This window comes from Corynebacterium sp. HMSC077G07 (genome assembly GCF_001809225.1).
Taxonomy (GTDB): domain Bacteria; phylum Actinomycetota; class Actinomycetes; order Mycobacteriales; family Mycobacteriaceae; genus Corynebacterium; species Corynebacterium jeikeium_D.
In genome coordinates this window covers 65,064-87,976 of sequence record NZ_KV796550.1, presented here as the reverse complement: position 1 = coordinate 87,976, position 22,913 = coordinate 65,064, and the positions used below count along the sequence as shown (strand labels likewise).

The following is a 22,913-nucleotide window of genomic DNA, read 5'->3' as shown; positions in this document are numbered from 1 at the left end:
CATAGGTGTCGTGAAGTGGCTGGGCGATTTTGAGTCGGAGCGGATTGAGCGGGAGAAGAGAGAAAGCTATCCGGAAAGACCGTCCAGACAGCCTGCTAGTCCTCCGGAGCAAGCTCGCTTTCAGTAACCCACTTGTGGTTCTTCATGGTCATACCATCATCGTCAATGTCGACCATGTACACCGGCTCCTGGGTGGAGTAGTCAACAGTGCCCTTGGCCCCCTTCATGCCCGCCATATGCTCGGCGTTGATGGTGATCTCGGAGCCGTCGGCAAGCGGTGCTTCGCCTGGGTTCTCCAGCTCCTCATGAACGACCCAGCGGTGGTCCTTCACCGGCTCACTGCCATCGGTCGGGGTGTAGGAAACGGAGTAGGTAGTGGTGTTGAAAACACCAACAACCTTGCCTTCTGCACCCTTCATGCCCGGCATGTGATCGGCGAGAACCTGCACTTCACTGCCGACCGGGAACTTCGCGTTGTCCGCCGCAATCATTCCCTCTGGAGCCGGACCACCATCGGCCGGATGGTCATGGCCGGCCATCGCGTCATCACCATGGTCACCATGACCGCCATGCTCATCGGCATCGTCCATATCATCCATGTCGTCATGGCCCTCAGTACTGGTGGCCGACACGGAAGAGCTGGTCTCGCTACCAGTGCTGCTTGCCTCAGTACTAGCCGAATCATCGGAGGAGCAACCGGCCAGCACAAGGACGCTGGCGGCACCCGCGGCTACGAGAGCATCTAGTGGTCGAATATTCTTTGCCATGGTTGAGCTCCTTTGTTGTTGGTGTCAATCAATCTATGACCTCAGCCTAACAACGCTCCCCCAGCGTCACCAGGACTTATCGCCCTCGGCGAACAGAGATAGTCCAGCCAGCCTCACCGGTCTGCTCGAAATTGGTGACCTCGTGGCCATCCTTCGCAGCCCACCGCGGAATCGCATCCGTGGCCTGGGTGCAGTCGAATGGGATCACCAGCTCCTCGCCGACCTCAATCTTGTTGATCGCGTCCTTGGCCTCGATCAGCGGGAATGGGCACACCGCGCCGACGGTGTCGAGCTCGTAACGCCCATCGCCCAGTGGCGTGAGCTTGCCGTCTTCCTGCTTGACGACGCTCCGGTCGAGCAACGCTACCGGCGCGACAGTAAAGGCACCCGCCAGCGGGGAGGCCTCGGTGCCAGCGGCACCGGCACCTTCGCTACCCGGCAGGGACACAGGCGAAGTAGCAGTCGAAGTGACCGGAGCAGTTGCCGATACCGCTGTGTCGTTGGTGGTGGAAGGGGTGCTCGGGACGTCGTTAAGCGAAGGTGCGGACGGCTTCAGCCAGAGCTTTGCGGCGATAGCGACACCTGCGGCGATGGACGCCAGTGCGAGCCAACCCTGGTAGCTGAACAGCGAGGTCTGGACCATGCCGTTACCGACGGTGCAGCCGCCGGCCCACGCAGCGCCGACACCCATGAAGATGCCGCCGACGACCGAGCGTGCACCCTGGGTGGCGTCCGGGACGCGGAGGCGGAATTCACCGGAGGCCTTGGCCGCGATGAAGGAGCCGACGAGGATGCCGAGGACGAGGAGGACGCCCCAGTCGAAACGCTCGGTGTCACCAGTGACAACGTAGTTGGCGAGGTTGGAGGACGGAGTCGTGATGCCGAGGCCGTCGTTGCGGCCGGTGGCGGCGGACAGCGGCCATGCGATAACGCCAAGTACACCGACGATGGCGGCGGTGGCGTACACGTGCCAGGCCTTTTCAGTCAGAATGTGCGCCAGACCGGACTTACGTGGCGCCAGAGTGGCCGGGCGCGGACCGGAGAATTCTTCGCGCAGGAAGCGGACAGCGAAGTATGCCGTGACGGCGCTCAGCGCGATCACCAGTGGCCAGATGCTAATGCCCAGAGAGGCGTGGATGCTGGTCAGGCCGACGGTGCGGTCCTTCAGGGAATCCTGCAGGCCATTGAGGAAGCCAGTCTTCATGGCAGCAGCGGATAGGGCGTAAAAGACCAGTGCGATCCAGGAGCCGATCAGGCCCTCACCGGAGCGGTACCAGGTACCCGAGGCGCAGCCACCGGCCAGGACGATACCAAGTCCGAAGATAACGCCACCGACGATAACGGCCAGTGGTGCCAGCTCGTTGTATTCGGGAGTAATCACGCCGGCGCTGGTCAGTGCGGCCAGGCCGATGGCGTGGACGGAAATAACAATCAGCAGGGCGACGAAGCCGCGCCAGCTGCGCTGAGTGAAGATGTCGCGCAAGAAGCCGGTGACGCAGAAGCGTCCTCGCTGCATAACAAAGCCGAGCACGGCGCCCAGCGCTAGTCCTGAGATGAGCATGAGAGTGTTTCTCCTAAATTTATGAGCCAGTCCGCCATCAAAGCCATAATGAACAGACCTGTCTATTAGTGGATTAGAAGCTACTCTACACAGCGAAAAAAGTCCAACTTAATGAAGTTTTCACAGGGTAGAACACCTGCCAATAGACAGACCGAACCGTATAGTTGCTGGTGAGAAGCGCAAGTTGTGGCAAGCTAAAACACTATGAGCGCACAGAATTCAGCCCTGGTTGGACACCAGCGACACCAGCGGCTCCTTGCGATGCGCTCGATACTCGACCTTCCTTTTACCCATGCTTTCGCCCTTGACCCTCAGGCGGTCATCGATATTTCCGGCGTGGCCCGCCTCAGCGAGCTCAATGCCAAAAATGTCGTGACAATCGACAGCTTGCGTTCACTCGCCCACACCAACACGCAGGACTTTTACGCCATCGATGACGCGGCAGAAGCTCTGGGCACCGCCTTGCGGATGGCAATTTCCTCCCGGCAGCTACTCTGGTTCAGCTCGCTGCCCGAAAGTGATGTGGACAAGGTACAAAACATCCTCGGCGGCGACATCGTTCATGTGGTGGGCCCGGAACTGGCCGTCGATAAGCTCGATGACAGTACCCTCGAGCTTCCAACTGCACTGAAGCAGCGCGGAGAACCACTGGTGCCCATCGCTATCTCGCCAAGCGAGCTGGTACAGGCCTGGGCACACGGCAGTCGCGTGCAGCAAAAACTGCTCGCTTACCTGCTGGAGGGAACAAATACGCTGGTCATGCAGCAAAAGGATCTGCATGCACTACGCAAAGTCGGGACCAAACTCATCGAGCGCAACCCCGTGTGGCGCCTGCTCTACAACCCGAAAGTGTTGGCCTACCTGGTGGTGATGGTCTACTCTTCGCTCCGCGCGCTACCTGTGGTTTTCGTCCCCGGATTCCACGGCAATGTCTGGGTGCTGTGGAGCATCGACATCATTACCGCTATCCCCTACACCTGGGGAATTGTCGAGATGATCACCGGCCGCTCATTCGGCCGAAGAATGCTGGGGCTCCTGATCACCGTAGTGACTTTCGTCTCGCCCTATGTCTATTTCTGGGCCAACGGACGCGATTATCCGGTGTGGGTCACCATCTTTGTCATTGCGTTAATTGTTGCAGCCTGCGCCGTCGAATACGTCCGCTGGCTGCGCGACCGCGCCATCTCCGCAATCCTGCGCCAACCACCCACCAACTGCCGCTAGCGACCGCTAAGCGAGCGCCGCACGCCGCCAATAATCAGCCAGGCACCGGCGGCAACGTTGACAGCCACAAGCCCGTGGATAGACGCCTTGCTTAACGACGCTGCCATCGTCTCACTTGCGATAAGCATGCCGGTCGAGACAATCCAGATGAACGTTGCGGCAATGTTGGCAATCCGGCCGCGTTCCACGCGGAATGGATGCGTGTAGTGCAGCGGCACCAACGTCATTGCGCTGAAGATAAAAATGGCAGAGATACACACCGCCATCGGCGCGTTCCATACCCACAGCAAGACCGCCACGATATTCCACGCGGCGGGGAAACCAACGAAGTAGTAGTCGCCGGACTTGGCGGCTTCGTTGGCATAGCAGAACATCGACGACACCAGGACCAAAATGATCAGGGCAATCGCCAACGGCCGTGGCCCCAGCGGCAGATACATAACCATGAAAGCCGCGGGTATGGCGGTCCAGGTGAGATAGTCGACGATATTGTCCACCACTGCGCCGTTAAACCACGGGACGACTTCCTTGATGTGATGCTTACGCGCCATATTGCCGTCGACACCATCGACGACGAGGGCAATGCCCAGCCAAAACCACATCCAATGTGGGCGGCCCTCCAACAGTGCGACCGCAGCCAGCGTTGCCCACACCAAACCGGTCAGCGTAAAGGCATGCACAGCCCAGGCGATGACATGCTGGCGCCGGGTGAAGCGGGTGAAGGTCGCGGCGGTGCTGGCAGTATCGGCGCAGGCAGTATCTGGCCCACTGGCGGCACTAGAACTGGCATTGTCGGAGCGGGTAGTAGCGTTCACGGCAGATGTCCTTTAGAGAACAAATGCGCACAACTGCAAACCTTTATCGCAGTTGTGCGCAGAGTCGATTTTTTCAATCGGTGAGTATAACGGCCGATGGGTCGTTTTCCCGTATTTTTACTCGGACTTGTGCCGAGTTATTTAACGACGATCCTCGAACCAACCGGTAACAGCCGGTGCTGTGTTCTCGTAGACCAGCTTGGCTTCGGTGTACTCCTCCAGGCCGGTCGGGCCCAGCTCACGGCCAATACCGGACTGACCAAAGCCACCCCACTCGGCCTGTGGCAGGTAGGGGCCAAAGTCGTTGATCCAGACGGTACCGTGACGCAGCTCGCGGGAAACACGCTCAGACACCTCGCGGTTAGATGTCCACACCGCACCGGCCAGGCCGTATTCGGTGTCGTTGCCGATCTCGATGGCCTCGTCAACCGTGGTGAAGGTCTCCACCGTCACTACCGGGCCAAAGGCTTCGTCGTGAACGCAGTCCATTTCGCGGGTGACCTGGTCAATCACGGTTGGGAGGTAGAAGTAGCCGTCGGCAAGCGAGGCGGAACCATCGGCGGTGGTACCTGCGGCGATCTCGCCGCCTACGCGCACACGAGCGCCCTGCTCACGAGCTCGATCGACGTATGCCGCGACCTTATCCAAGTGCTGCTTCGAAATCAGCGCACCGGTCTCGGCCTTCTCGTCGAGCGGACCGCCGAGCTGGATGTGTCCGGCGCGCTCGACCAGATCGTCGACAAACTTCTCGGCGATGGACTCCTCCACAATCAAGCGAGCGCCCGCCGAGCACACCTGACCGGAGTGCAGGAACGCAGCATTGAGGGCATTGTCCAAAGCGGCTTCGTAATCGGCGTCGGCGAAGATGATGTTCGGGTTCTTGCCGCCGAGCTCAAGCGCGACCTTCTTCACAGACTTAGCCGCTTCACCAGCAATAATCTTGCCAGTGACAAGACCGCCAGTGAAGGAGACCATGTCCACCTTCGGATGCGAGGACAGCGGTGCGCCCGCTTCGGCACCAGCTCCGGTAATGAGGTTGGCAACGCCCGCCGGAACACCCAGATCATCGATGACGTGCATGAGTAGAATTGCTGTGTGCGGAGTCAGCTCCGCCGGCTTGAGCACAAAGGTATTGCCCGTGGCCAGCGCCGGTGCGACCTTCCATGCGGTCTGCAGCAGTGGGTAGTTCCACGGCGTAATCAGACCACAGACACCGACGGGCTCACGCACAATACGCGCGACGACGGACGGGTCATCCGCATCCACGAGACGACCGGCATCATTGCCTGCAAGCTTCCCGAAGTACTCAAAGCAGGCGATGATGTCATCCATATCGGCTGCCGCCTCTGGCAGGCGCTTACCGGTATCCATGGCCTCTGCCCAGGCAAATTCGTCCTTGCGCTGCCTGATGGCAGCACCGATGTCGAGTACCAACTTGCTGCGCTCAGCTGTGCTCCAGGATGCCCAGGAACCTTCCCCGGTACATCGGAAGGCGGCGTCGGCGGCGGCGATGGCGCGCTCGGTGTCGGTCGCATCTGCTTCCGCAACTTCGGCGATGAAAGAGCCATCGGCCGGGCACTCGATAGTGCGAGTGTTGCCAGCGGCTGCAGCGGACCAGGTGCCGTCGATAAACAGCGTGGCCGCGCCTTCGTGGGATTTGGCGGTCTCGGGTGCGAGGGCCTTATCAGTAGTTGAAGGCTTAAAGGTCATTTAGGAATCCTCCTTGGCGTAGTCATCAGACCATTCGCGGACAGGTTCGGCATTATCGGACAGATCTGAGGTGCCCGGGAGATCAGACTGCATGTGCAAAAACTCCAAGTGCCGTTCGTAGAGGTCGAGGACGTCGGAAATCAGCTGCTCTTGGGTGTAGCCATAGACGTCGTAGCCGAGCGAACCGGTCAGCGTGAAGACCTCGAGGCGGTAGTAGTAAATATCAGCATCACTGTCCAGGTGTACCAGGCCAGCAAAAGACGGCGTCAAGTGTTCAACCGGATAGACCTGGTAGCGGAAGCTCATCTCCTCGCCGAATCCGACCTGCAGGTCAATCTGGTCAATACCGACTTCTTCTGCTGGTTCACGGTGCAGCGTCACTTCACCGCCACGTTCCCTGATAGCATCTGCCACCTGTTCAAGTGCGGGCTGCACCACTCGGTCGAGGTAGCGCATGACTGGCTTCTTGCCCGGGAAGGACATGGAGCGGGCAAGTCGATTGCGCCAGTCACCCTGTTGGCCATCCACGGCGCGGCCCGACATCGCCCCGTGGAGGGCTCGACGTGTCGAATCCTGTTGCAACAGCTCCAGTCGCAGCGACTTAAACAGGCCATACATCACCAGATAGATGACAAAGGCAAACGGCAGACCCATCACAATCGTTGCCGACTGCAGCGTCGGAATACCACCGACATAGAGCATGGAGATGGTCAGCACACCGACCACGACAGCCCAGAAAATACGGGTCCACTTCTTACCGTCCTGCTGTGTGTCGGTGATCTTCGAAGTGAAGTTACTCATCACCAGTGCCGCCGAGTCCGCCGAGGTGATGTAGAGCAACAGGCCAATCAGAGATGCGACTGCAGCCACCATCATCGGCGCCGGGTACTGCTCCAGCAGCAGGTAGAAGGCACGCTCCGGGTAATCCAGTGCAGTCTGGCCAAACTCCGAATCGCCACCGATAACCAGGTCCAGAGCCGAGTTACCGAACACCGATACCCACATCAGAACGAAGAGGAATGGAATGGTCAGCGTGCCGACGACAAACTGACGCAGACTACGGCCACGGGAAATGCGAGCCAGGAACAAACCGACGAACGGTGCCCAGGCCACCCACCAAGCCCAGAAGAACAGGGTCCAGGAGTTCAACCATTCCTGCGCTCCGGAGAACGCGTAGGTATCCATAGTCATGGACGGGAACTTCGAGACGTACTCACCGACGTTCATCACCAGTGCGTCAAACAGGAACGCGGTGCGGCCGGTAACCAGGATGTAGAGCATCAAGCAGATGGCCAGGCCAACGTTGAGCTCCGAGAGACGACGAATTCCCTTGTCGACACCGGAAACTGCGGAGGCGATAGCCACCGATACGGCCACGACGATTAGAGCGATCTGCCAGGACGTACTCTCATCCACCCCGAACAGCACACGCAGGCCGTAATTCAGCTGGACGACGCCGATACCCAGCGAGGTTGCGACACCGAAAACGGTACCCAGCATCGCCGCGATTTCGACCGCTTCACCAGCGGGGCCGTGGATGCGCTTGCCGATAATCGGATAGAGCGCCGAACGAATGGTCAGCGGCATGTTCAGGCGATACGCGAAGTAGCCGAATGCCATACCCATCAGGGCGTAGAGTGCCCAACCGGTCACGCCATAGTGGAAGAGCGTGAACACCACTGCCTGACGTGCAGCTTCGATGGTCTCCGCGTCTCCGGTCGGCGGGCCATAAAACTGTGCCACCGGCTCCGCTACCGAGAAGAAGAGCAGGTCAATGCCGATACCCGCCGCAAAGAGCATAGAGGCCCAGGAGAACAGACCAAACTGAGGCTTGGCGTGATCGGGGCCGAGCTTAATCTGTCCCGTTCGCGAGATAGCGACGTAGAGCATGAAGAGCACTGCCACCGTCGCGGTCACAATATAGAACCAGCCGAAGTTCTTCGATACCCAGGCGACAATGCCAGCTAGGGTGTCCGCTGCATTGTCCGGGGCAAAAATAGCCCACAGGGCAATGGCAAGAATGCCAACACCTGAAATAATAAATACAGGCCAGTTGACCTCAGGCTCGGAGGTCACACTCGCTTGCGCTTGTTGTGGAGGGGCCGACTGCGATCGCTGCATTCCTTGCGACGATCCAGATTTTTCCTCCGTTACCTTCTCAGTTGGCGGAGTATCAGACATAGGAAAATCCTTCAGATTCGGGAACTAACCCAGCATACCTAGTTTGAATAATCCCTCAAGTTTAAGAATCGATTCAGAAGAATTCTCCAATACCAACATCAACACCTTCACCTGCATATTTACCCAGTTTTCAAGACGTTTAAAATCATTCCAACTGGAATTGAATACCAATTGTGTGGCATTCTATATAGGTGAAGGGGATTTGAGATACGCCTCCGGCCACTTATTCCAATATCAATATATAGGGCCCGCCTTTAAATATTACTTGGGGCTTATCGGGGCTTATCACAGTCCTTGAAAACCATTCCGATATACATCGGCAAACAACCTACGGAGGTACACCAGAACATGGGAGCTTTCCCGGCTGTCTTCAACTTCGGTAAAAAGAATGGCAACACCACAGTCGAACACCGCGACGTCGTCATCGTTGGCGCGGGCTCTGCCGGCTCTGTGCTGGCTAACCGGCTGTCCGCAGACCACACTCAGCAGGTGCTCGTACTCGAGGCCGGCCGCATGGACTCCCTCTGGGATCTCTACATTCACATGCCTTCGGCGTTCTCCTTCCCAATCGGTAACAAGTACTACGACTGGAAGTACGAATCCGAGCCGGAACCGGAGATGAACGGTCGCCGCATCTACCACGCCCGCGGCAAGGTCGTCGGCGGCTCCTCCTCCATCAACGGCCAAATTTACCAGCGCGGTAACCCCATGGACTACGACAAGTGGGGCGACACCAAGGGGCTGGAGAACTGGGGCTGGAACCACGTTCTGCCGTACTTCAAGCGCATGGAAAATGCGCTCGGCTCCGACAAGGACGACCCGCGCCGTGGCCACGACGGGCCGCTGCGCATGAAGCGCGGTCCGGCCGATTCTCCGCTGTTCAAGGCCTTCTTCAGGTCTGTTCAGCAGGCCGGCTACAACTACACGCCGGACGTCAACGGCTACCGCCAGGAGGGCTTCGGCCCCTTCGACGCGAACATCGACAAGGGCCGTCGCCTCTCCGCAGCTCGCGCATACCTGCACCCGGCTCTGCAGCGTCCAAATCTGGAGCTTCGCACCCGCGCAGAAGCCACCCGCATTCTCTTCGAGGGCACCAAGGCCGTCGGCGTGGAGTACACCTGGAAGGGTCGCACACGTCAGGTGCGAGCAGACAAGGTCATCCTCTGCGGTGGCGCTTTCAACTCTCCGCAGCTGCTCGAGGTCTCCGGCATTGGCGATGAGAAGGTCTTGAATGCTGCTGGAGTGAACGTCGTCAAGCACCTGCCTGGCGTCGGCGAGAACCTGCAGGACCACCTGGAGGTCTACATTCAGTACAACGCCACCCAGCCGGTGTCTTCACAGCCGTACCTGGAGAAGTGGCGTTGGCCGTTCATTGGCCTGTGGTGGATGCTCACCCACAAGGGCCCGGTGGCGACGTCGCACTTTGAGGGTGGCGGCTTCGCTCGCTCCAACGACAACGAGCCCTACCCGAACCTGATGTTCCACTTCCTGCCGCTGGCCATGCGTTACGACGGCACAAAGATCGATAGCCCGCACGGTTTCCAGTTCCACGTTGGCCCGATGTACTCGGATGCCCGTGGCCATGTCCACATCACCTCCTCGGACATCAAGGTCAAGCCGTCGATTCTGTTCAACTACCTGTCCACTGATCAGGACCGCCGTGAATGGGTCGAGGCTGTCAAGGTCTCCCGTAAGCTGCTGGACACCCCGGCAATGAAGGAGTACACCGACGGCGAGATTTCCCCGGGTGCAGATGTGCAGACCGACGAGGAAATTCTCGAGTGGGTCCGCAGGGATGCCGAGACCGCACTGCACCCATCCTGCACCTGCAAGATGGGTCCGGCCTCCGACGAGATGGCCGTGGTCGATCCGGAAACCATGCAGGTTCACGGCACCGAGGGCCTCTACGTGGTTGACGCTTCGGTCATGCCGGGCATCACCAACGGCAATATCTACGCACCGACCATGATGATTGCCGAAAAGGCTGCTGACCTCATCGCCGGCAAGACTCCGCTGGCACCGCAGGACATTCCGTTCTACCGCGCCGGCCAAGGTATGCCGCTGGATCCGCCGGAGAACAATAAGTAGTTCTTGAGGCGGTAGCGGGTAGCGCGGAGTCTATTGCGCAACGCCGTTCGTCGGCATTGGCCGGGTTCTCCCACATGGGGGAATCCGGCCTTAGTGTTACTCTCGCCCTATGAGCAGCACAACCTCGCAATCACCCGAAAACCTACGACGCTCATCAATCATCTTGGCTCCGATGGCCGGTGGTCCATCCACGCCCGAACTCGTCGCTGCAGTTTCCAATGCTGGTGGGGTTGGCACGCTTGCCGCCGGCTATCTCACTGTTGAAAAGCTCACTGAACAGGCACGGCAGACGTGCGCGCTGCTTGACGACGGCAAAGGTTTCAGCATCAACCTCTTCTGCCCCAACACGGCTGACGCCGGTGGCGGAACCTCCGAGGAGGGGCTTGCGCAGTGGACCACGTTTCGCGGCCACTTAGCACCGGCAGCAGACCACTTCGACATCGACTTGCCCGATGCTCCGACCTGGTCAGATGACTACTTCTCGGCGAAAGTCGAGGCAATTCTCGCTGATGATTTTCTGCCCAACCCCGACGCGCTGGAGTTCGTCTCCTTCACCTTTGGCTATCCAGATAAAGAATTCGTTGCTCGGGTAAAGGAATCTGGCCGCAAAGTGGTGCTGAATGCGACCTCAATTGAGGGGGTGCGGGCGGCGGCTGCGGCTGGCGCTGATCGCATTGTTCTGCAGGGATTAGCTGCGGGTGGACACCGCGCATTCGTGAAGGGCAAGGACTCGTCCGACAACATTGGGGCCTCTGTAGAGAAGCTCGCCCAAGCAGTCACCGAGGCGAGTGCAGTTACCGATGCACCCATCATCGCCGCTGGTGGGGTGGGTAACCGAGAGGACGTCGTCAAGCTTTTGGGTGCTGGTGCGACAGCTGTACAAGTTGGCACACGGTTCCTCACCACCGCAGAGGCGGGTACGAAGGAGACGCACCGACGGGCATTGCGTGAGCTCACGGAGCGCGGCACCGTTTTGACCCACGCCTTTTCCGGCAAGCCCGCGCGGGCAATTGAGAACACGTTTACCCGGGAGTTTTCTAGGGTCGCGCCGGAACTTTATCCGCAATTGCACTACTTGACCACGCCAATCCGTGGTACCGCGAATCAGGCCGGCGATCCAGAATATCTCAACTTATGGGCGGGTATTGCTTTTTCTCAGTGCGAGAACCAAACTGCGGGCGAGGTTGTTACGGAGCTTTCCGGCTCAGCCGAGTAATACGAAGCCACCGAAGCTACAAACAGCACAATGACCAGCCCCGGGCATACATCGTGGCTGGTCATTCGGCTTTATTTGTGACGATGGCTTTTATGCCGACGGCGCAGTTGTGGCGTTAGGCGTCGAGCAGCCAATCGTTCGGGCTGAACAGCTCGAAGTGAACGTTATTGCGGTCAATACCGCGATCGGCGAGCTGCTGGCGAATGGCCTGCAGGAAACCATTGCCACCACAGAGGTAGAACTGAGCACCCTCCGGCAGCTCCGTATCAGCCAGATTCATCAAATCCGGCTCGTACCACACCTGCTGGCGGGCATTGGCTAGCGCAGAGACTGCGTTATTGCGTTCTGCACGCAGTGCGTCGGTGTTCTCGGCGCGGTCCGCGTGGAGGACGACAACATCACGCTTAGAGTCGGCGGCCACCAGGGCATCCAGCATGCCGATCATGGGGGTGGCGCCAATACCTGCGGAAATGAGCACTACCGGGTCATCGGACTTTGTATCCAACACCAGGTCACCTGCAGGCAGAGAAATTTCGATGGCATCGCCCGGCTGCACCTTTTCCCACAGCTGTGTGGAAACTTCGCCAGCCGGCAGGTCCTCGGAGGCATCGACACGACGAACCGCGAAGGTCAGAACACCTTCCTCGCCGCCGACCAGAGAGTATTGCCGTAGCTGGCCGGCGCCGTCCGGCATGGTCTGGCGCACAGAGATGTACTGTCCTGGGAGGTAGGAAACGGGGGTTTCGTCGTCAAGCTTGACGGAGAACACTGCGACGTCATCACCGCGCTCTTCACGGGAGACGACGTGAGCGGCGCGGAAGACATCGCCTGCTTCGACACCGAGGTCGTCATAGAGCCCCTTCTCGAAGTTGATGAGAACACGCTCCATCTCCAGGTAGACGGCATCCCACGCATCGCGGACAGCTCCCTGAAAGACCTCTGGGGTGAGGATTTCCTCGATGGCATCGAAGAGGTGCTTGTGTACGATTGGGTACTGCTCCGGCTTGATACCAACGGAGATGTGCTTGTGCCCGATACGGGAAAGCAGTTCTTCCGGGGCGGGAGCATCTGGGTCGACCAGGGTAGCTGCGAAGGTAGCGACGGATGCCGCCAGCGCCTTCTGCTGAGCACCCTGCTTCTGGTTGCCGCGGTTGAAGGTATCGGCAATGAGCTCCGGGTGAGCAGCGAACATCCGGTTATAGAAGTTCGGCGTGATTTTCTCGATGTTGGCACCGACAACGGGCAGGGTTTGGGTGATGACTTCAGCCTGCTCTGGGGTCAGGCCGTTCTTGTTGACATTCAGGTTTGGCATGACTTCACAATAACACCATATTGCGCATTCCGTTTGCGTATTATCACCCAATGGTGTCCCTAACTACTCTATGCGGTTGAGTTTTACCCGTCTTGAACTGCACAAATGGCAATGTCGAAAACTTCACCAGAAAACTTCGACAGCACCATTTTTAGCTTTTTCAACCCGCGGTCAGGCCTTCAGCTCTGCACCTAAACCGGACGAATATTGAGCTGGGTACTCCCCTGCGGACCGCCTCCCTCGGGGCGATTGGCATCCACACCATTAGCCGATTTGGGCGGAATGAGATCAGCAATCAACACTGGATCCAGTGCGGCAAAGAACGCCTCCTGCGCAGCCGCTAACTTGCCACGCAACAGGCACGTCGGCAGTAATGGGCAGTCAGTGCCGACACAATCGACGACCTCGTTGTTTTCCAAAGTGCGCAGCAGCTTGCCGACGGATTTTTCCGTAGCCGACTCGCGCAGATAGATGCCACCATTGCGCCCCTTGACCGCCTCCAAGAAGCCGAGCTCCACAAGTCGTGAGACAACCTTGGAAACATGCGCGCGAGACGCATTGAGAGACTCCGCCACCTCGGCAGCGGTGTACTTGCGCCCCGGCTCCCCCATCGCCATCAAAGTGATGACACGCAGGCTCAAATCAGAGAAAAGCGTTAATTGCATTGCGTGTCACCCTTCATCGTTGTACTGCACAAACCACCCCCTTGCCAGCCACTTCGGGCAACAAGGGGGTGGTTCTATGTTCTAGCTTTTAGCAAGGCTAGCTAGCAAGATCTTAGTCCTGCAGGCTCTTCTCGATACGAGCCTTCAGAGCCTCGAACTCGTCCCAGACTTCCTGCGGAACGCGGTCGCCGAGGAACTTCAGCCACTCCTCGTTGTCCGGCAGGTCACCCTGCCACTTAGCAGCCGGTGCCTTCAGGGCTTCCTTGACATCTTCAAAGTCGATGTCCAGGCCAGTCAGGTCCAGGTCCTCTGCCTTAGCGGTGTGACCAACAACGGTCTCCTTGGCGCCAACACGGCCCTCAATGCGGTCGATGATCCACTTGAGAACGCGAGAGTTGTCACCGAAGCCCGGCCACAGGAAGCGGCCGTCTTCGCCACGGCGGAACCAGTTGACCAGGAAGACCTCTGGCATCTTGTCGCCGCCCTTGGCGCCCATGTCGATCCAGTGCTGCAGGTAGTCACCGACGTTGTAGCCAATGAACGGCAGCATTGCCATCGGGTCGTGACGCAGGGAGCCGACCTTGGCCTCAGCGGAAGCAGCGGTCTGGCCGGAAGCCAGGGTTGCACCGATGAAGGTTGCGTGGTTCCAGGACAGTGCCTGGGTTACCAGCGGCACAGTGTCCGGGCGGCGGCCACCGAACAGGATGGCGTCGATCGGGACACCCTGCGGGTCGTCGTACTCCGGTGCGGCGACCGGGCACTGCGAAATCGGGGTGCAGTAACGGGAGTTCGGGTGCGAGGACAGCTCGTCGGAATCCGGAGTCCAGTCATTGCCCTTCCAGTCAATGAGGTGATCCGGCTTGCCTTCCATGCCTTCCCACCAGACGTCACCATCGTCGGTCAGTGCGACGTTGGTGAACAGGGTGTTACCGGCCTCCATGGTCTTCATGGCGTTCGGGTTGGAGGAGTAGTTGGTGCCCGGCGCAACACCGAAGAAGCCGTTCTCCGGATTAACAGCGTACAGGCGACCGTCCTCACCGAACTTCAGCCATGCAATGTCGTCGCCGACGACCTCGGCCTTCCAGCCCTCGATGGTCGGAGTCAGCATAGCCAGGTTGGTCTTACCACATGCAGACGGGAATGCAGCGGCGATGTGGTAGGCCTTGCCCTCCGGATTAGTGAGCTTCAGGATGAGCATGTGCTCAGCCATCCAGCCCTCTTCCTTGGCCATGACCGAAGCGATACGCAGTGCGTAGCACTTCTTGGCCAGGATGGCGTTTCCGCCGTAGCCGGAACCGTAGGACCAAATCTCCTTGGTCTCCGGGAACTGGGTGATGTACTTCTCATCGTTGCACGGCCATGCAACGTCCTCCTGGCCCTCCTCCAGCGGAGCGCCAACGGAGTGCAGAGCGTGGACGAAGTCTCCGTCCGGGCCAATCTTGTCCAGGGCATCCTGACCCATGCGGGTCATGATTCGCATAGAGAGAACCACGTATTCCGAGTCGGTCAGCTGAACACCCAGCTTCGGCTCCGGGTCGGTGATCGGACCCATGCAGAACGGAACGACGAACATGGTGCGGCCCTTCATGGAACCGCGGTAGTGCTCGGTCATTTCCTTCTTCAGCTCGACCGGATCCGCCCAGTTGTTGGTCGGGCCAGCGTCCTCTTCCTTTTCAGAAGCGATGAACGTGCGGGACTCCACACGAGCAACGTCCTTCGGGTTAGAGCGGGCAAGGAAAGAGTTCGGGCGCTTTTCCTCATTCAGCTTGATAAGAGTTCCCTTATCAACCAGGTCCTGGGTAAGGCGGTTCCACTCTTCTTCCGAGCCATCAGCAAAGACAACCTTGTCTGGCTGGGTCAGTTCTACGACCTCAGCAATCCAGCGCAGCAGTTCGGCGTTCTCGGTCGGGGCCTGGCCCTCGAGACCAGGAATAGAAGGTGCGGACATCAGTTCTCCTGACTCATTGATTCGCGTCTTAATTTAAGGCTACCGGGGGATACCGAAAGTTGCCGGGCCCCACATCGACAATCGGCTTGTTCCCGCATTTGCAAGCCGTTACATCACAGCTTTACAACAAATAATTTTCCTCGCCCCATTCTTGCGACCTGTTCATTTACGGCCATAACCAGTGAATAAGGCCAGCCTCACCACATAAATTTACAACCATTAACCCTTTGGGTGCAGTTACCCCCATTTGTAAGCAACCGAGACACGGGTACCCCCGCGCACCGTGGTTCCAAAGTCGTTAGTCCCAGCTGCCCCGAGCGGATTGCTCCCATGAGTACGCATCCCACTTCCCCGCGGCTGATGCCGGTTCCACTGCTGCTTCGCCCATCGCGTCAGCAGCCCTCACATCATCACTGCTCCAAGACTCCCAAGTGCCGTCAAAACGGACCGTCGTAACGTGATCCACCGTGCCGTCACCGTCCAGATCTGAATAGATTGACAACCCGGAATCGTCGGCAAGCGTAATTGACCCCTCGTCGTCGCCGAGGTCGTAGAGCTGCCCATCGACCTCCACAACCAGCCCGGCGCCACCAACGTCCACCGACTGCCCATCAATCGGTGTCGCCGCCTCCAAACCACACGGCGTAGCGGGCGAACGCGCCTCCACCCCGCCATCGGACGCGGGTTGATCGGAAAAGTACTGCAGTAAAGAAAACTCATCCATCGTGATATCCCCCTATTTCTCTTCGCTGTCACAGCTATCGTGCAGGCGTTCCGGTGTACTCCGCCAGCTGCTCTATTCGCCATCCCGGACCCCGCGCACCAATGGCTTCGCGCACCGTCATCTCCACGGACTGTGTCCATTTTCGCCGCAGATGGGCAAGATAATTTGCCCGCCACTGCGCGGTGCGTTGGCGTGCGTTACGACGAATCGTTGCACCCATCGCCGCCACCGCAACACCGAGGCCTATTGCAAGTGCGACCAGCTGCGCCGCAAGCGTCGGCACCCCAATCCACATCAGCAATCCGTGGACGATCCGCACTGCGCCGACCGCCACGCCAAGCGATGCCACCGCCACCAGAGCGTCCATGGCATAACTGGGGCGAGCTGGGCTTGCTGGAGCGGGCACTGAGACTTCCACACGAAGACCCAATTCGTCGCCACCCCGCTGCTGCAGCCGCGTCGCTGCAATTTCGGCACGGCCCTGAAGTTCCGCTTGGTCACCCGCGGGGCCGTCAGCCACTTCCTGGAGCGCATCCCGCACTGCACTCTCAGCTGCCAACTGCATCTTCCGCTGCAATCGCGCCGCCGCCCCGGCTCCGCGCGATCGCTCCTGCGCCAGCTGAGCTCGCACGTTTCGAGCCCGGCGCGCACTCAGTGTTTCCCCCGAGTTTCTGGGCGGGCCTTCTGCCAGCAGAACCAGGGTTCTGGCCATCCTCTCGTCCAGCGCACCCATCGGGATTGTGCTGTCGATTTCCTGACGCCAGGCCTCGGCATACTCACCATTGCCAATCAGACCAACTGCAACGCGGCCGGTGGCCTGGCTAATTGCTGCAACCGTGCTGACGCACTCCCGCGTGGGCTGCACCTCGCTGTCTGCAACATAGAGCACGACGGCGCTGCGTTTATCCACAAACTCCAGCCGACGTGGCGGCGTCGCAGTGTCAACGATCTGCGAGAAGTCCGCGCGGTCCGCCGCGTCCCCGGCTTTGGTGACAAGGAGCGGTGGCTGCTCAGACCCCTCCGCCGAGACCGGGCGTGGCTCAACTACGTCCGGTGTTGCCATAGCAACTCCTCCAGGCTGTCTCTAGCCGCGGGAAAGGCTGCCGCGATCTCAGTCAACTGCACTGCGAGTAGCCCGTCATCATTGCGTGATCCGCCTTCCGCACCGTAGCGTTCAGCAATCTTCCGCAACGCGGAACTGAACAAAAAGGTGTGTTCAGCTGTCTCGTTTGTGGTGATGTCGCAATACTCGTCGGCAAGCGAATGGCGAATCGGTTGTTGCTCGATGACCAGCGCGACAGGGGCGGACAGCTTGTCGGCCAGCTCCGCGTGACATTGCGAAAATGCCTCGCGCACAGCGGTTTCACGCACGCCCCTGCGCAATCGTGCGCAGATTATCGGTGGCCGTTTCTCGCGCTCAAGCGCCTTGGCGACGCACACCTCCGCGCCGCTCGTGTTAGCGGTGTCCGAGTGCGCGGCCTGCCGTGATGACAGCCAGTCCACCACGGCAGCGCGCAACGACGACGATGTAGATCCCGTTGACGGCTGTGTTGTTTCCGTGACATCGGTTGCGGAAATAAGGTCCATCCGGCCTAGTCCCCTCCCATAAATCCCCTGCGTGGTTTAGTTAAAACCTGCGTAACCCCCATACGGCCCGTGAGCCAGATTCCGCGCCCTGAAACGCTGCGCTAGGCAGACCCCAAGCACCGCTTCAACAAACGAATAAGCGCGGCTTCGCGTTCAGCCTACAGCGGACCGCGGATTCGGCAAGTCGACAAAACAACTTTCCCCGCCGTGCCGCCTATTCAGGACGACGCGGCATCGTCAACCGGCGTGAAACCGCCAGGACAACAACAAAAATCCTAGGGGCAATGATTGGATAGTTGGCCGATGTCGTGGACAATAGGGAACGTGACTACTTCTGATTTTTCTGAAAATATCGAACAGCCTGCGGTTTCGCAGGAATCCGAACCATTGCCAACTCGCGCAGACGAGCAGGCGGAACAACCGCATGAGCGCCAGCCGAAAAAGGGCGAATTGCCTGCAGGTCGTCCGGAAAAGACCCAATTCGACGATGGTCTTGACTACCCGCGCATCGGCAATCTGTCCTTCCGCCGTGGCACTTTGACTCCCAACCAGGAAAAGATCTGGGAAGACAACTGGGACACGTACGGCAAGGTCCTCTCCGACGAAGTCATTGACGTGGAGGAATGGTTCGGTCGCAAGGGACCGACCATCGTCGAGATTGGCTGCGGCACCGGCACGTCCACCGTGGCAATGGCTCCGCAGGAACCGGACCACAACATCATCGCCGTTGAGCTTTACCGCCCTGGCCTGGCGAAACTACTCTCCGCCACCGTGCGCAATGAGGTGTCGAACATCCGCATGGTCCGCGGCGACGGCGTCGAGGTTTTGCAGCGCATGATCGAGCCGGAGTCGCTGGCCGGCGTGCGCCTGTTCTTCCCGGACCCGTGGCCGAAGGCACGCCACCACAAGCGCCGCATTGTGCAGTCTGGCACGTTGCGCCTGATTTCTTCGCGTCTGAAGCCCGGCGGCATTTTCCACGCCGCCACCGACCATGCGGACTACGCAGAGTGGATCGAGGAGCTCCGCGAGGTCGAGCCGACGCTCGAGCCTATCGCCTGGCCCTGGCCGGAATCCCCCATGCTTCTCGACCGACCGACGACCAAGTTCGAAGCCCGCGGCCTGAACCTCGACCACGACATCCACGAGTTCATCTGGCGCAAGAAAGAGGCATAGGAACATGAGCACTACCCAAAACACCTCTGCCAGCTACAACACCACTGAGACGCACCCGACCGCACTACTCGTGTGGGACGCCCCGAACTTGGACATGGGGCTCGGCGCCATTTTGGGATCCCGCCCGACCGCCGCACACCGCCCGCGCTTCGACGCCGTGGGCAAATGGCTTATCGACGAAGCCGAGCGCGTATCCCACAAAATCGGTTCCGACGTCCTCCCCGAGGCCACGGTGTTCACCAACGTCAACCCGGGCTCAGCGGAGATTGTCCGCCCCTGGGTCGAGGCTCTGCGCAATGTCGGTTTCGCGGTCTTCGCAAAGCCGAAGATCGAAGAGGACACCGACGTTGACCCCGACATGATTGCGCACATCCAACGGCGTTACGACGAAGGCGTGTTGCGCAGTGTCGTCGTTGCGTCCGCCGATGGCCAGAATTTCCAGGAGCTGTTGGAAAAGCTCGCATCCGAGGGGATTCGGGTAACCGTCATCGGTTTTCACGAGCACGCTTCCTGGGCGCTGGCCTCCGATGCGATTCGCTTCGTTGACCTGGAGGAAATCAAGGGCGTCTTCCGCGAGCCGCTACCGCGTATCGATCTCGACCGCCTGCCTGATGGCGGTGCGTGGCTGCAGCCGTTCCGTCCGCTCACGTCGTTGCTCAAGGAGCGCGACGGCAAGAACGACGACTAGGGAGACCACCGCGGCGACGTCTAGGGAGACGAACAGGAAGACGAACAGGCTTCTTATTTATGTCACGACTTAAAAAAGTCCTCAAAACCGGCAATTCGAGCTGGCTACGATCGATAATCCTCGTGGCCCTCGTGATTGCCGGTATCGTCCTGACGGTAAGAAACTGGGACAGCGTCGTCCAGGGGCTCCAAATCCTTGCGGATGTCGATGCTAAGTGGCTGTTCATCGCCATTTTTTCCGTGGCTTTTTCGCTCTACGCGATGGCGGAAGTGATGCGTCTGCTGTTGCGAGCTGGAGGCGTAAAAGCAGCCACTCGCCGTAGCACCAATGCGCTAACCCTCGCATCCAACGCGTGGGCGGTCACCGTTCCCGGTGGTGCCGTATTCTCCACGGCGCTGCAGATTAAGCGCATGATGCAGTGGGGCGCATCCGCGGTCCTTGTCAGCTGGTTCGTGCTTTTTTCGGGCGCGTTGTCGTTTTTAGGTCTGGCATTTCTGGGGCTTGGCAGCCTCTTCTTCGTCGGACAGGGTGGCACGACCGCAGTGCTCATCGCTATGGCAATTGCGGTTTTACTAGCCACCATTTTGCTGTGGCGGATTTCGCAGAACCCGGCTTTTCTCAACAAGACAGGCGCGTGGTGTCTGCGTGTCTTTAACAAGATTCGAAAGAAGCCCGCGGACACCGATGTCGACCGACTTGAAGAGTCCGTCAAACAGCTGACCAGCGTGAAGTTGCCCGTGCAAACTTTAGCTCTTTCCTTCACCTGGTCCTTTATCAACTGGGTGGCGGAAATTGTCTGTCTCTACGCCGCCATCCGGGCCGTTGGTGTCGATGACATCTCCGCTACGAAGGTGCTGCTGGCCTTCGTAACCGGCAAGCTCGCGGGTTTCATCCAGGCCACACCGGGCGGCATCGGCACTGTCGAGGCCGCTTTGACCGCGGCTCTCATCGCAGGCGGCACCACCGGCGCCGAGGCCTTTGCAGCGGTGCTGGTCTACCGCATCGTTTCCTTCGTCCTGGTGGCAATTGTGGGCTGGATTATCTACGCCCTCGGCTTCGACCACAAGGATCAGCCCGAGCATCAGCCAGTCGCTGACCGCTAATGGCTTCCTCGCCGCTGGTCGCTGGTCACCCACCAATCTGAGGGGTCGCTAGACTAAGAAGCATGAACACACGCGTATCGACGTTCTTGATTGACATCCTCGCCATCTTTATTTTCGCCGTGTTGGCACGTCTGGCTCACAACACTCCCGAGGATCCTTTTACCTTCATCAATATCCTCGATACCTGGTGGCCGTTCGCATTCGGTGTCCTCCTGGGCACCGCGCTGATTAAGAACGAGCCGAACCCGCGTGCAGTGAGTTCAGGCGCAATTGTGTGGCTCGGCACTGTCGTCGTCGGCCTAGCTGTGTGGGCCACCCGCAATTCGGCAGTCCCGCACTGGTCCTTCATTCTGGTTGCCTCAGTCATGAGCGCCTTGCTGCTGCTGGGTTGGCGAGCAGCGTCGAATGCGGTTGCTCGTAAGTCTCTGGACTAAGCCTTCGGACCCGTCCCTAACCCTTCGGTTTAGTTCACTGACTAAATCTGGTTTTTAATTTTTGCACTCCGCCTCGATAATTGAAGAATGGACAAATCTTCAGACGAGGCTCTCGGCAATCAACCAACTGCTGAGACCCAACGAACTCACAACCCCGCAGGGTCCAGCGAAGAACGCACGTTCATGGGCCAACCGTGGGGTCTCGCCAACCTCTTCGGCATCGAAATGTGGGAGCGCTTCAGCTTCTACGGCATGCAGGCCATCCTGGCTTTCTACATGTACTACGAGACCACTCAGGGCGGTCTCGGCCTGGACAAGGGTGCTGCTACCTCCATCGTCGGTGCTTACGGCGGTCTTGTCTACATGGCCGCACTCGTTGCCTCTCTGGTTGCCGACCGTATCCTTGGCTCGGAGCGGACACTGTTCTACTCCGCCATCCTGGTCATGTTTGGCCACATCTCCTTGGCATTCATCCCCGGCGTGATTGGCCTGGCTATTGGCCTTGTCTCCATCGCAATCGGCTCCGGCGGCGTGAAGACCAACGCACAGGTCGTGCTGGGTCAGCTCTACGCCAAGGACGACCCGCGTCGTGACGCCGGCTTCTCCATCTTCTACATGGGCGTCAATATCGGTGCCCTGTTCGGCCCACTGCTCACCGGCTGGATCTGGGGAATGAAGGGCTTCCACTGGGGCTTCGGCCTGGCCGCTATCGGTATGGCTGCCGGTCTGATTCAGTACATCCTGATGCGCAAGTCCACCATCGCCGAGGCCGGCCATGAGATTCCGAACCCACTGCCGAAGAAGCAGTACCCGGTATGGATTGGCATTGCAGTGGTCATCACTGTTGTCTCGGTTACGCTGGTTTCCACCGGAATTGTTCCGGTCACGACTCTTTCCACTGTGGTCACAGTGATTGCACTGATCGCCGCTGTGGTGCTGTGGTGGCAGATGTACTCCTCGCCACTTACGACGAAATCGGAGAAGACTCGCCTGGTCGGTTTCATCCCGATGTTCGTCTCAGGCGTGCTGTTCTTCGGTATCTTCCAGCAGCAGTTCACGGTGCTGGCCATCTACTCGGACATCCGCCTCGACCGCGAGATCTTCGGTTGGGAAATGTCCCCGGCCTGGATTAACTCGATCAACCCGATCTTCATCATCGCCTTCTCGATGGTCTTTGCAGCCGCCTGGTCCAAGCTTGGTGACCGCCAGTGGTCCACCCCAGTGAAGTTCGGTGTCGCCAACATCATCATCGGTATCTCGCTGTTCTTCTTCATCCCATTCTCCGGTGGCGGTGAGAACTCCACTCCGCTGTATGCGATTATCTGGATTCTCTTCCTGTTCACCATGGGTGAGCTCATGCTGAGCCCGGTCGGCAACGCCCTTGCTACCAAGGTCGCTCCGGCAGCATTCCCGTCGCGCATGATGGCCGTCTGGCTGATGGCAGTCGCTATGGGTACTTCGCTGGCAGGCACCCTGGCCGGCTTCTACAACTATGAGGATGCCGCTGCTGAGAACACCTTCTTCATCACCCTGGGTATCGCCTCGGTTGTCCTGGGCTTGATTCTGCTCGCCCTGCGCAAGTGGATTGTCAAGGAGTTCGTCGACGTCCGATAGGGCTGGCTCCGTAGGGCTGCCCCTCGCTCTGGCACAGCCCACGCTCACGCCCACGCCCCTCCCCCTCCTCCCCACTTCACGACACCTATGTCACCTCATGCCG

Annotated in this window: 19 protein-coding genes; 8 read left to right on the top strand and 11 right to left on the bottom strand. The window is 59.2% G+C overall.

Features of this window, described 5'->3' with window-relative positions; genetic code table 11:
- Positions 1–95: 95 nt before the first annotated feature.
- Together HMPREF2562_RS10080 and HMPREF2562_RS10075 are read right to left on the bottom strand one after the other, a co-directional pair.
- Positions 96–767, bottom strand: a complete 672-nt coding sequence (locus HMPREF2562_RS10080; protein ID WP_070549960.1) for a YdhK family protein — start codon at positions 765–767, stop codon at positions 96–98.
- A gap of 76 nt (positions 768–843) precedes the next feature.
- Positions 844–2,328, bottom strand: coding sequence for a YeeE/YedE thiosulfate transporter family protein (locus tag HMPREF2562_RS10075; protein ID WP_070549959.1), 1,485 nt, complete (start codon positions 2,326–2,328; stop codon positions 844–846).
- Positions 2,329–2,532: 204 nt separating this feature from the next.
- Between HMPREF2562_RS10075 and HMPREF2562_RS10070 the strand changes: the two genes are divergently transcribed.
- The gene (locus tag HMPREF2562_RS10070; RefSeq protein ID WP_070549958.1) at positions 2,533–3,552 is read left to right on the top strand and encodes a hypothetical protein; all 1,020 of its coding nucleotides are present in this window, start codon (positions 2,533–2,535) and stop codon (positions 3,550–3,552) included.
- On the opposite strand, the gene HMPREF2562_RS10065 is transcribed toward HMPREF2562_RS10070, so the two are convergent.
- The 3 genes from HMPREF2562_RS10065 to betT all read right to left on the bottom strand — a co-directional run bounded on the left by HMPREF2562_RS10065 (position 3,549) and on the right by betT (position 8,258).
- Complete coding sequence (locus HMPREF2562_RS10065) at positions 3,549–4,367, bottom strand: CDP-alcohol phosphatidyltransferase family protein (protein WP_083295729.1); 819 nt, start codon at positions 4,365–4,367, stop codon at positions 3,549–3,551. The genes HMPREF2562_RS10070 and HMPREF2562_RS10065 overlap by 4 nt on opposite strands.
- Positions 4,368–4,508: 141 nt before the next feature.
- On the bottom strand, positions 4,509–6,077 hold the full coding sequence (locus tag HMPREF2562_RS10060; protein ID WP_070549957.1) for an aldehyde dehydrogenase family protein: 1,569 nt from the start codon (positions 6,075–6,077) through the stop codon (positions 4,509–4,511).
- Positions 6,078–8,258 carry a choline BCCT transporter BetT gene (betT, locus tag HMPREF2562_RS10055; protein ID WP_070549956.1) on the bottom strand — a complete coding sequence of 727 codons (2,181 nt, stop codon included), beginning with the start codon at positions 8,256–8,258 and terminating at the stop codon, positions 6,078–6,080. It lies immediately after the preceding gene.
- A 348-nt stretch (positions 8,259–8,606) separates the two neighbouring features.
- Between betT and betA the strand changes: the two genes are divergently transcribed.
- Together betA and HMPREF2562_RS10045 are read left to right on the top strand one after the other, a co-directional pair.
- Positions 8,607–10,346, top strand: a complete 1,740-nt coding sequence (betA, locus tag HMPREF2562_RS10050; protein WP_070549955.1) for a choline dehydrogenase — start codon at positions 8,607–8,609, stop codon at positions 10,344–10,346.
- 109 nt (positions 10,347–10,455) lie between these two features.
- Entirely contained in the window at positions 10,456–11,562 is a 1,107-nt protein-coding gene (locus HMPREF2562_RS10045) for an NAD(P)H-dependent flavin oxidoreductase (RefSeq protein ID WP_070549954.1), read from the top strand.
- A gap of 115 nt (positions 11,563–11,677) precedes the next feature.
- Here the strand turns inward: HMPREF2562_RS10045 and HMPREF2562_RS10040 are convergent, their stop codons facing one another.
- The 6 genes from HMPREF2562_RS10040 to HMPREF2562_RS10015 all read right to left on the bottom strand — a co-directional run bounded on the left by HMPREF2562_RS10040 (position 11,678) and on the right by HMPREF2562_RS10015 (position 17,798).
- The gene (locus tag HMPREF2562_RS10040; RefSeq protein ID WP_070549953.1) at positions 11,678–12,874 is read right to left on the bottom strand and encodes a globin domain-containing protein; all 1,197 of its coding nucleotides are present in this window, start codon (positions 12,872–12,874) and stop codon (positions 11,678–11,680) included.
- Between the two features lie 191 nt (positions 12,875–13,065).
- Entirely contained in the window at positions 13,066–13,539 is a 474-nt protein-coding gene (locus HMPREF2562_RS10035; protein WP_070549952.1) for an Rrf2 family transcriptional regulator, read from the bottom strand.
- 112 nt (positions 13,540–13,651) lie between these two features.
- Complete coding sequence (locus tag HMPREF2562_RS10030) at positions 13,652–15,487, bottom strand: phosphoenolpyruvate carboxykinase (GTP) (protein WP_069359740.1); 1,836 nt, start codon at positions 15,485–15,487, stop codon at positions 13,652–13,654.
- Between the two features lie 298 nt (positions 15,488–15,785).
- Positions 15,786–16,211, bottom strand: a complete 426-nt coding sequence (locus tag HMPREF2562_RS10025) for a DUF6802 family protein (protein ID WP_070549951.1) — start codon at positions 16,209–16,211, stop codon at positions 15,786–15,788.
- A gap of 34 nt (positions 16,212–16,245) precedes the next feature.
- Positions 16,246–17,274 carry a hypothetical protein gene (locus HMPREF2562_RS10020; RefSeq protein ID WP_070549950.1) on the bottom strand — a complete coding sequence of 343 codons (1,029 nt, stop codon included), beginning with the start codon at positions 17,272–17,274 and terminating at the stop codon, positions 16,246–16,248.
- Positions 17,256–17,798: a hypothetical protein gene (locus tag HMPREF2562_RS10015; protein ID WP_070429905.1), complete on the bottom strand. Its 543-nt coding sequence runs from the start codon at positions 17,796–17,798 to the stop codon at positions 17,256–17,258. The genes HMPREF2562_RS10020 and HMPREF2562_RS10015 overlap by 19 nt, the downstream gene beginning before the upstream one ends.
- Before the next feature lie 324 nt (positions 17,799–18,122).
- Between HMPREF2562_RS10015 and trmB the strand changes: the two genes are divergently transcribed.
- From trmB to HMPREF2562_RS09990, 5 genes are all read left to right on the top strand, one after another.
- Complete coding sequence (trmB, locus tag HMPREF2562_RS10010; protein ID WP_224433347.1) at positions 18,123–18,971, top strand: tRNA (guanosine(46)-N7)-methyltransferase TrmB; 849 nt, start codon at positions 18,123–18,125, stop codon at positions 18,969–18,971.
- Positions 18,972–18,975: 4 nt separating this feature from the next.
- Complete coding sequence (locus HMPREF2562_RS10005) at positions 18,976–19,659, top strand: NYN domain-containing protein (RefSeq protein WP_005510460.1); 684 nt, start codon at positions 18,976–18,978, stop codon at positions 19,657–19,659.
- 59 nt (positions 19,660–19,718) lie between these two features.
- Positions 19,719–20,762 carry a lysylphosphatidylglycerol synthase transmembrane domain-containing protein gene (locus HMPREF2562_RS10000; protein WP_070549949.1) on the top strand — a complete coding sequence of 348 codons (1,044 nt, stop codon included), beginning with the start codon at positions 19,719–19,721 and terminating at the stop codon, positions 20,760–20,762.
- Positions 20,763–20,824: 62 nt separating this feature from the next.
- Positions 20,825–21,196: a DUF3054 domain-containing protein gene (locus HMPREF2562_RS09995; RefSeq protein ID WP_016421636.1), complete on the top strand. Its 372-nt coding sequence runs from the start codon at positions 20,825–20,827 to the stop codon at positions 21,194–21,196.
- 87 nt (positions 21,197–21,283) lie between these two features.
- Complete coding sequence (locus HMPREF2562_RS09990; RefSeq protein WP_070549948.1) at positions 21,284–22,810, top strand: peptide MFS transporter; 1,527 nt, start codon at positions 21,284–21,286, stop codon at positions 22,808–22,810.
- Positions 22,811–22,913 lie beyond the last annotated feature (103 nt).

Coding starts and splice junctions, on each gene's coding strand:
- HMPREF2562_RS10080 (WP_070549960.1), bottom strand. CDS start 767: ATGGCAAAGAATATTCGACCACTAGATGCTCTCGTAGCCGCGGGTGCC.
- HMPREF2562_RS10075 (WP_070549959.1), bottom strand. CDS start 2,328: ATGCTCATCTCAGGACTAGCGCTGGGCGCCGTGCTCGGCTTTGTTATG.
- HMPREF2562_RS10070 (WP_070549958.1), top strand. CDS start 2,533: ATGAGCGCACAGAATTCAGCCCTGGTTGGACACCAGCGACACCAGCGG.
- HMPREF2562_RS10060 (WP_070549957.1), bottom strand. CDS start 6,077: ATGACCTTTAAGCCTTCAACTACTGATAAGGCCCTCGCACCCGAGACC.
- betT (WP_070549956.1), bottom strand. CDS start 8,258: ATGTCTGATACTCCGCCAACTGAGAAGGTAACGGAGGAAAAATCTGGA.
- betA (WP_070549955.1), top strand. CDS start 8,607: ATGGGAGCTTTCCCGGCTGTCTTCAACTTCGGTAAAAAGAATGGCAAC.
- HMPREF2562_RS10045 (WP_070549954.1), top strand. CDS start 10,456: ATGAGCAGCACAACCTCGCAATCACCCGAAAACCTACGACGCTCATCA.
- HMPREF2562_RS10040 (WP_070549953.1), bottom strand. CDS start 12,874: ATGCCAAACCTGAATGTCAACAAGAACGGCCTGACCCCAGAGCAGGCT.
- HMPREF2562_RS10035 (WP_070549952.1), bottom strand. CDS start 13,539: ATGCAATTAACGCTTTTCTCTGATTTGAGCCTGCGTGTCATCACTTTG.
- HMPREF2562_RS10030 (WP_069359740.1), bottom strand. CDS start 15,487: ATGTCCGCACCTTCTATTCCTGGTCTCGAGGGCCAGGCCCCGACCGAG.
- HMPREF2562_RS10025 (WP_070549951.1), bottom strand. CDS start 16,211: ATGGATGAGTTTTCTTTACTGCAGTACTTTTCCGATCAACCCGCGTCC.
- HMPREF2562_RS10020 (WP_070549950.1), bottom strand. CDS start 17,274: ATGGCAACACCGGACGTAGTTGAGCCACGCCCGGTCTCGGCGGAGGGG.
- HMPREF2562_RS10015 (WP_070429905.1), bottom strand. CDS start 17,798: ATGGACCTTATTTCCGCAACCGATGTCACGGAAACAACACAGCCGTCA.
- HMPREF2562_RS10005 (WP_005510460.1), top strand. CDS start 18,976: ATGAGCACTACCCAAAACACCTCTGCCAGCTACAACACCACTGAGACG.
- HMPREF2562_RS10000 (WP_070549949.1), top strand. CDS start 19,719: ATGTCACGACTTAAAAAAGTCCTCAAAACCGGCAATTCGAGCTGGCTA.
- HMPREF2562_RS09995 (WP_016421636.1), top strand. CDS start 20,825: ATGAACACACGCGTATCGACGTTCTTGATTGACATCCTCGCCATCTTT.
- HMPREF2562_RS09990 (WP_070549948.1), top strand. CDS start 21,284: ATGGACAAATCTTCAGACGAGGCTCTCGGCAATCAACCAACTGCTGAG.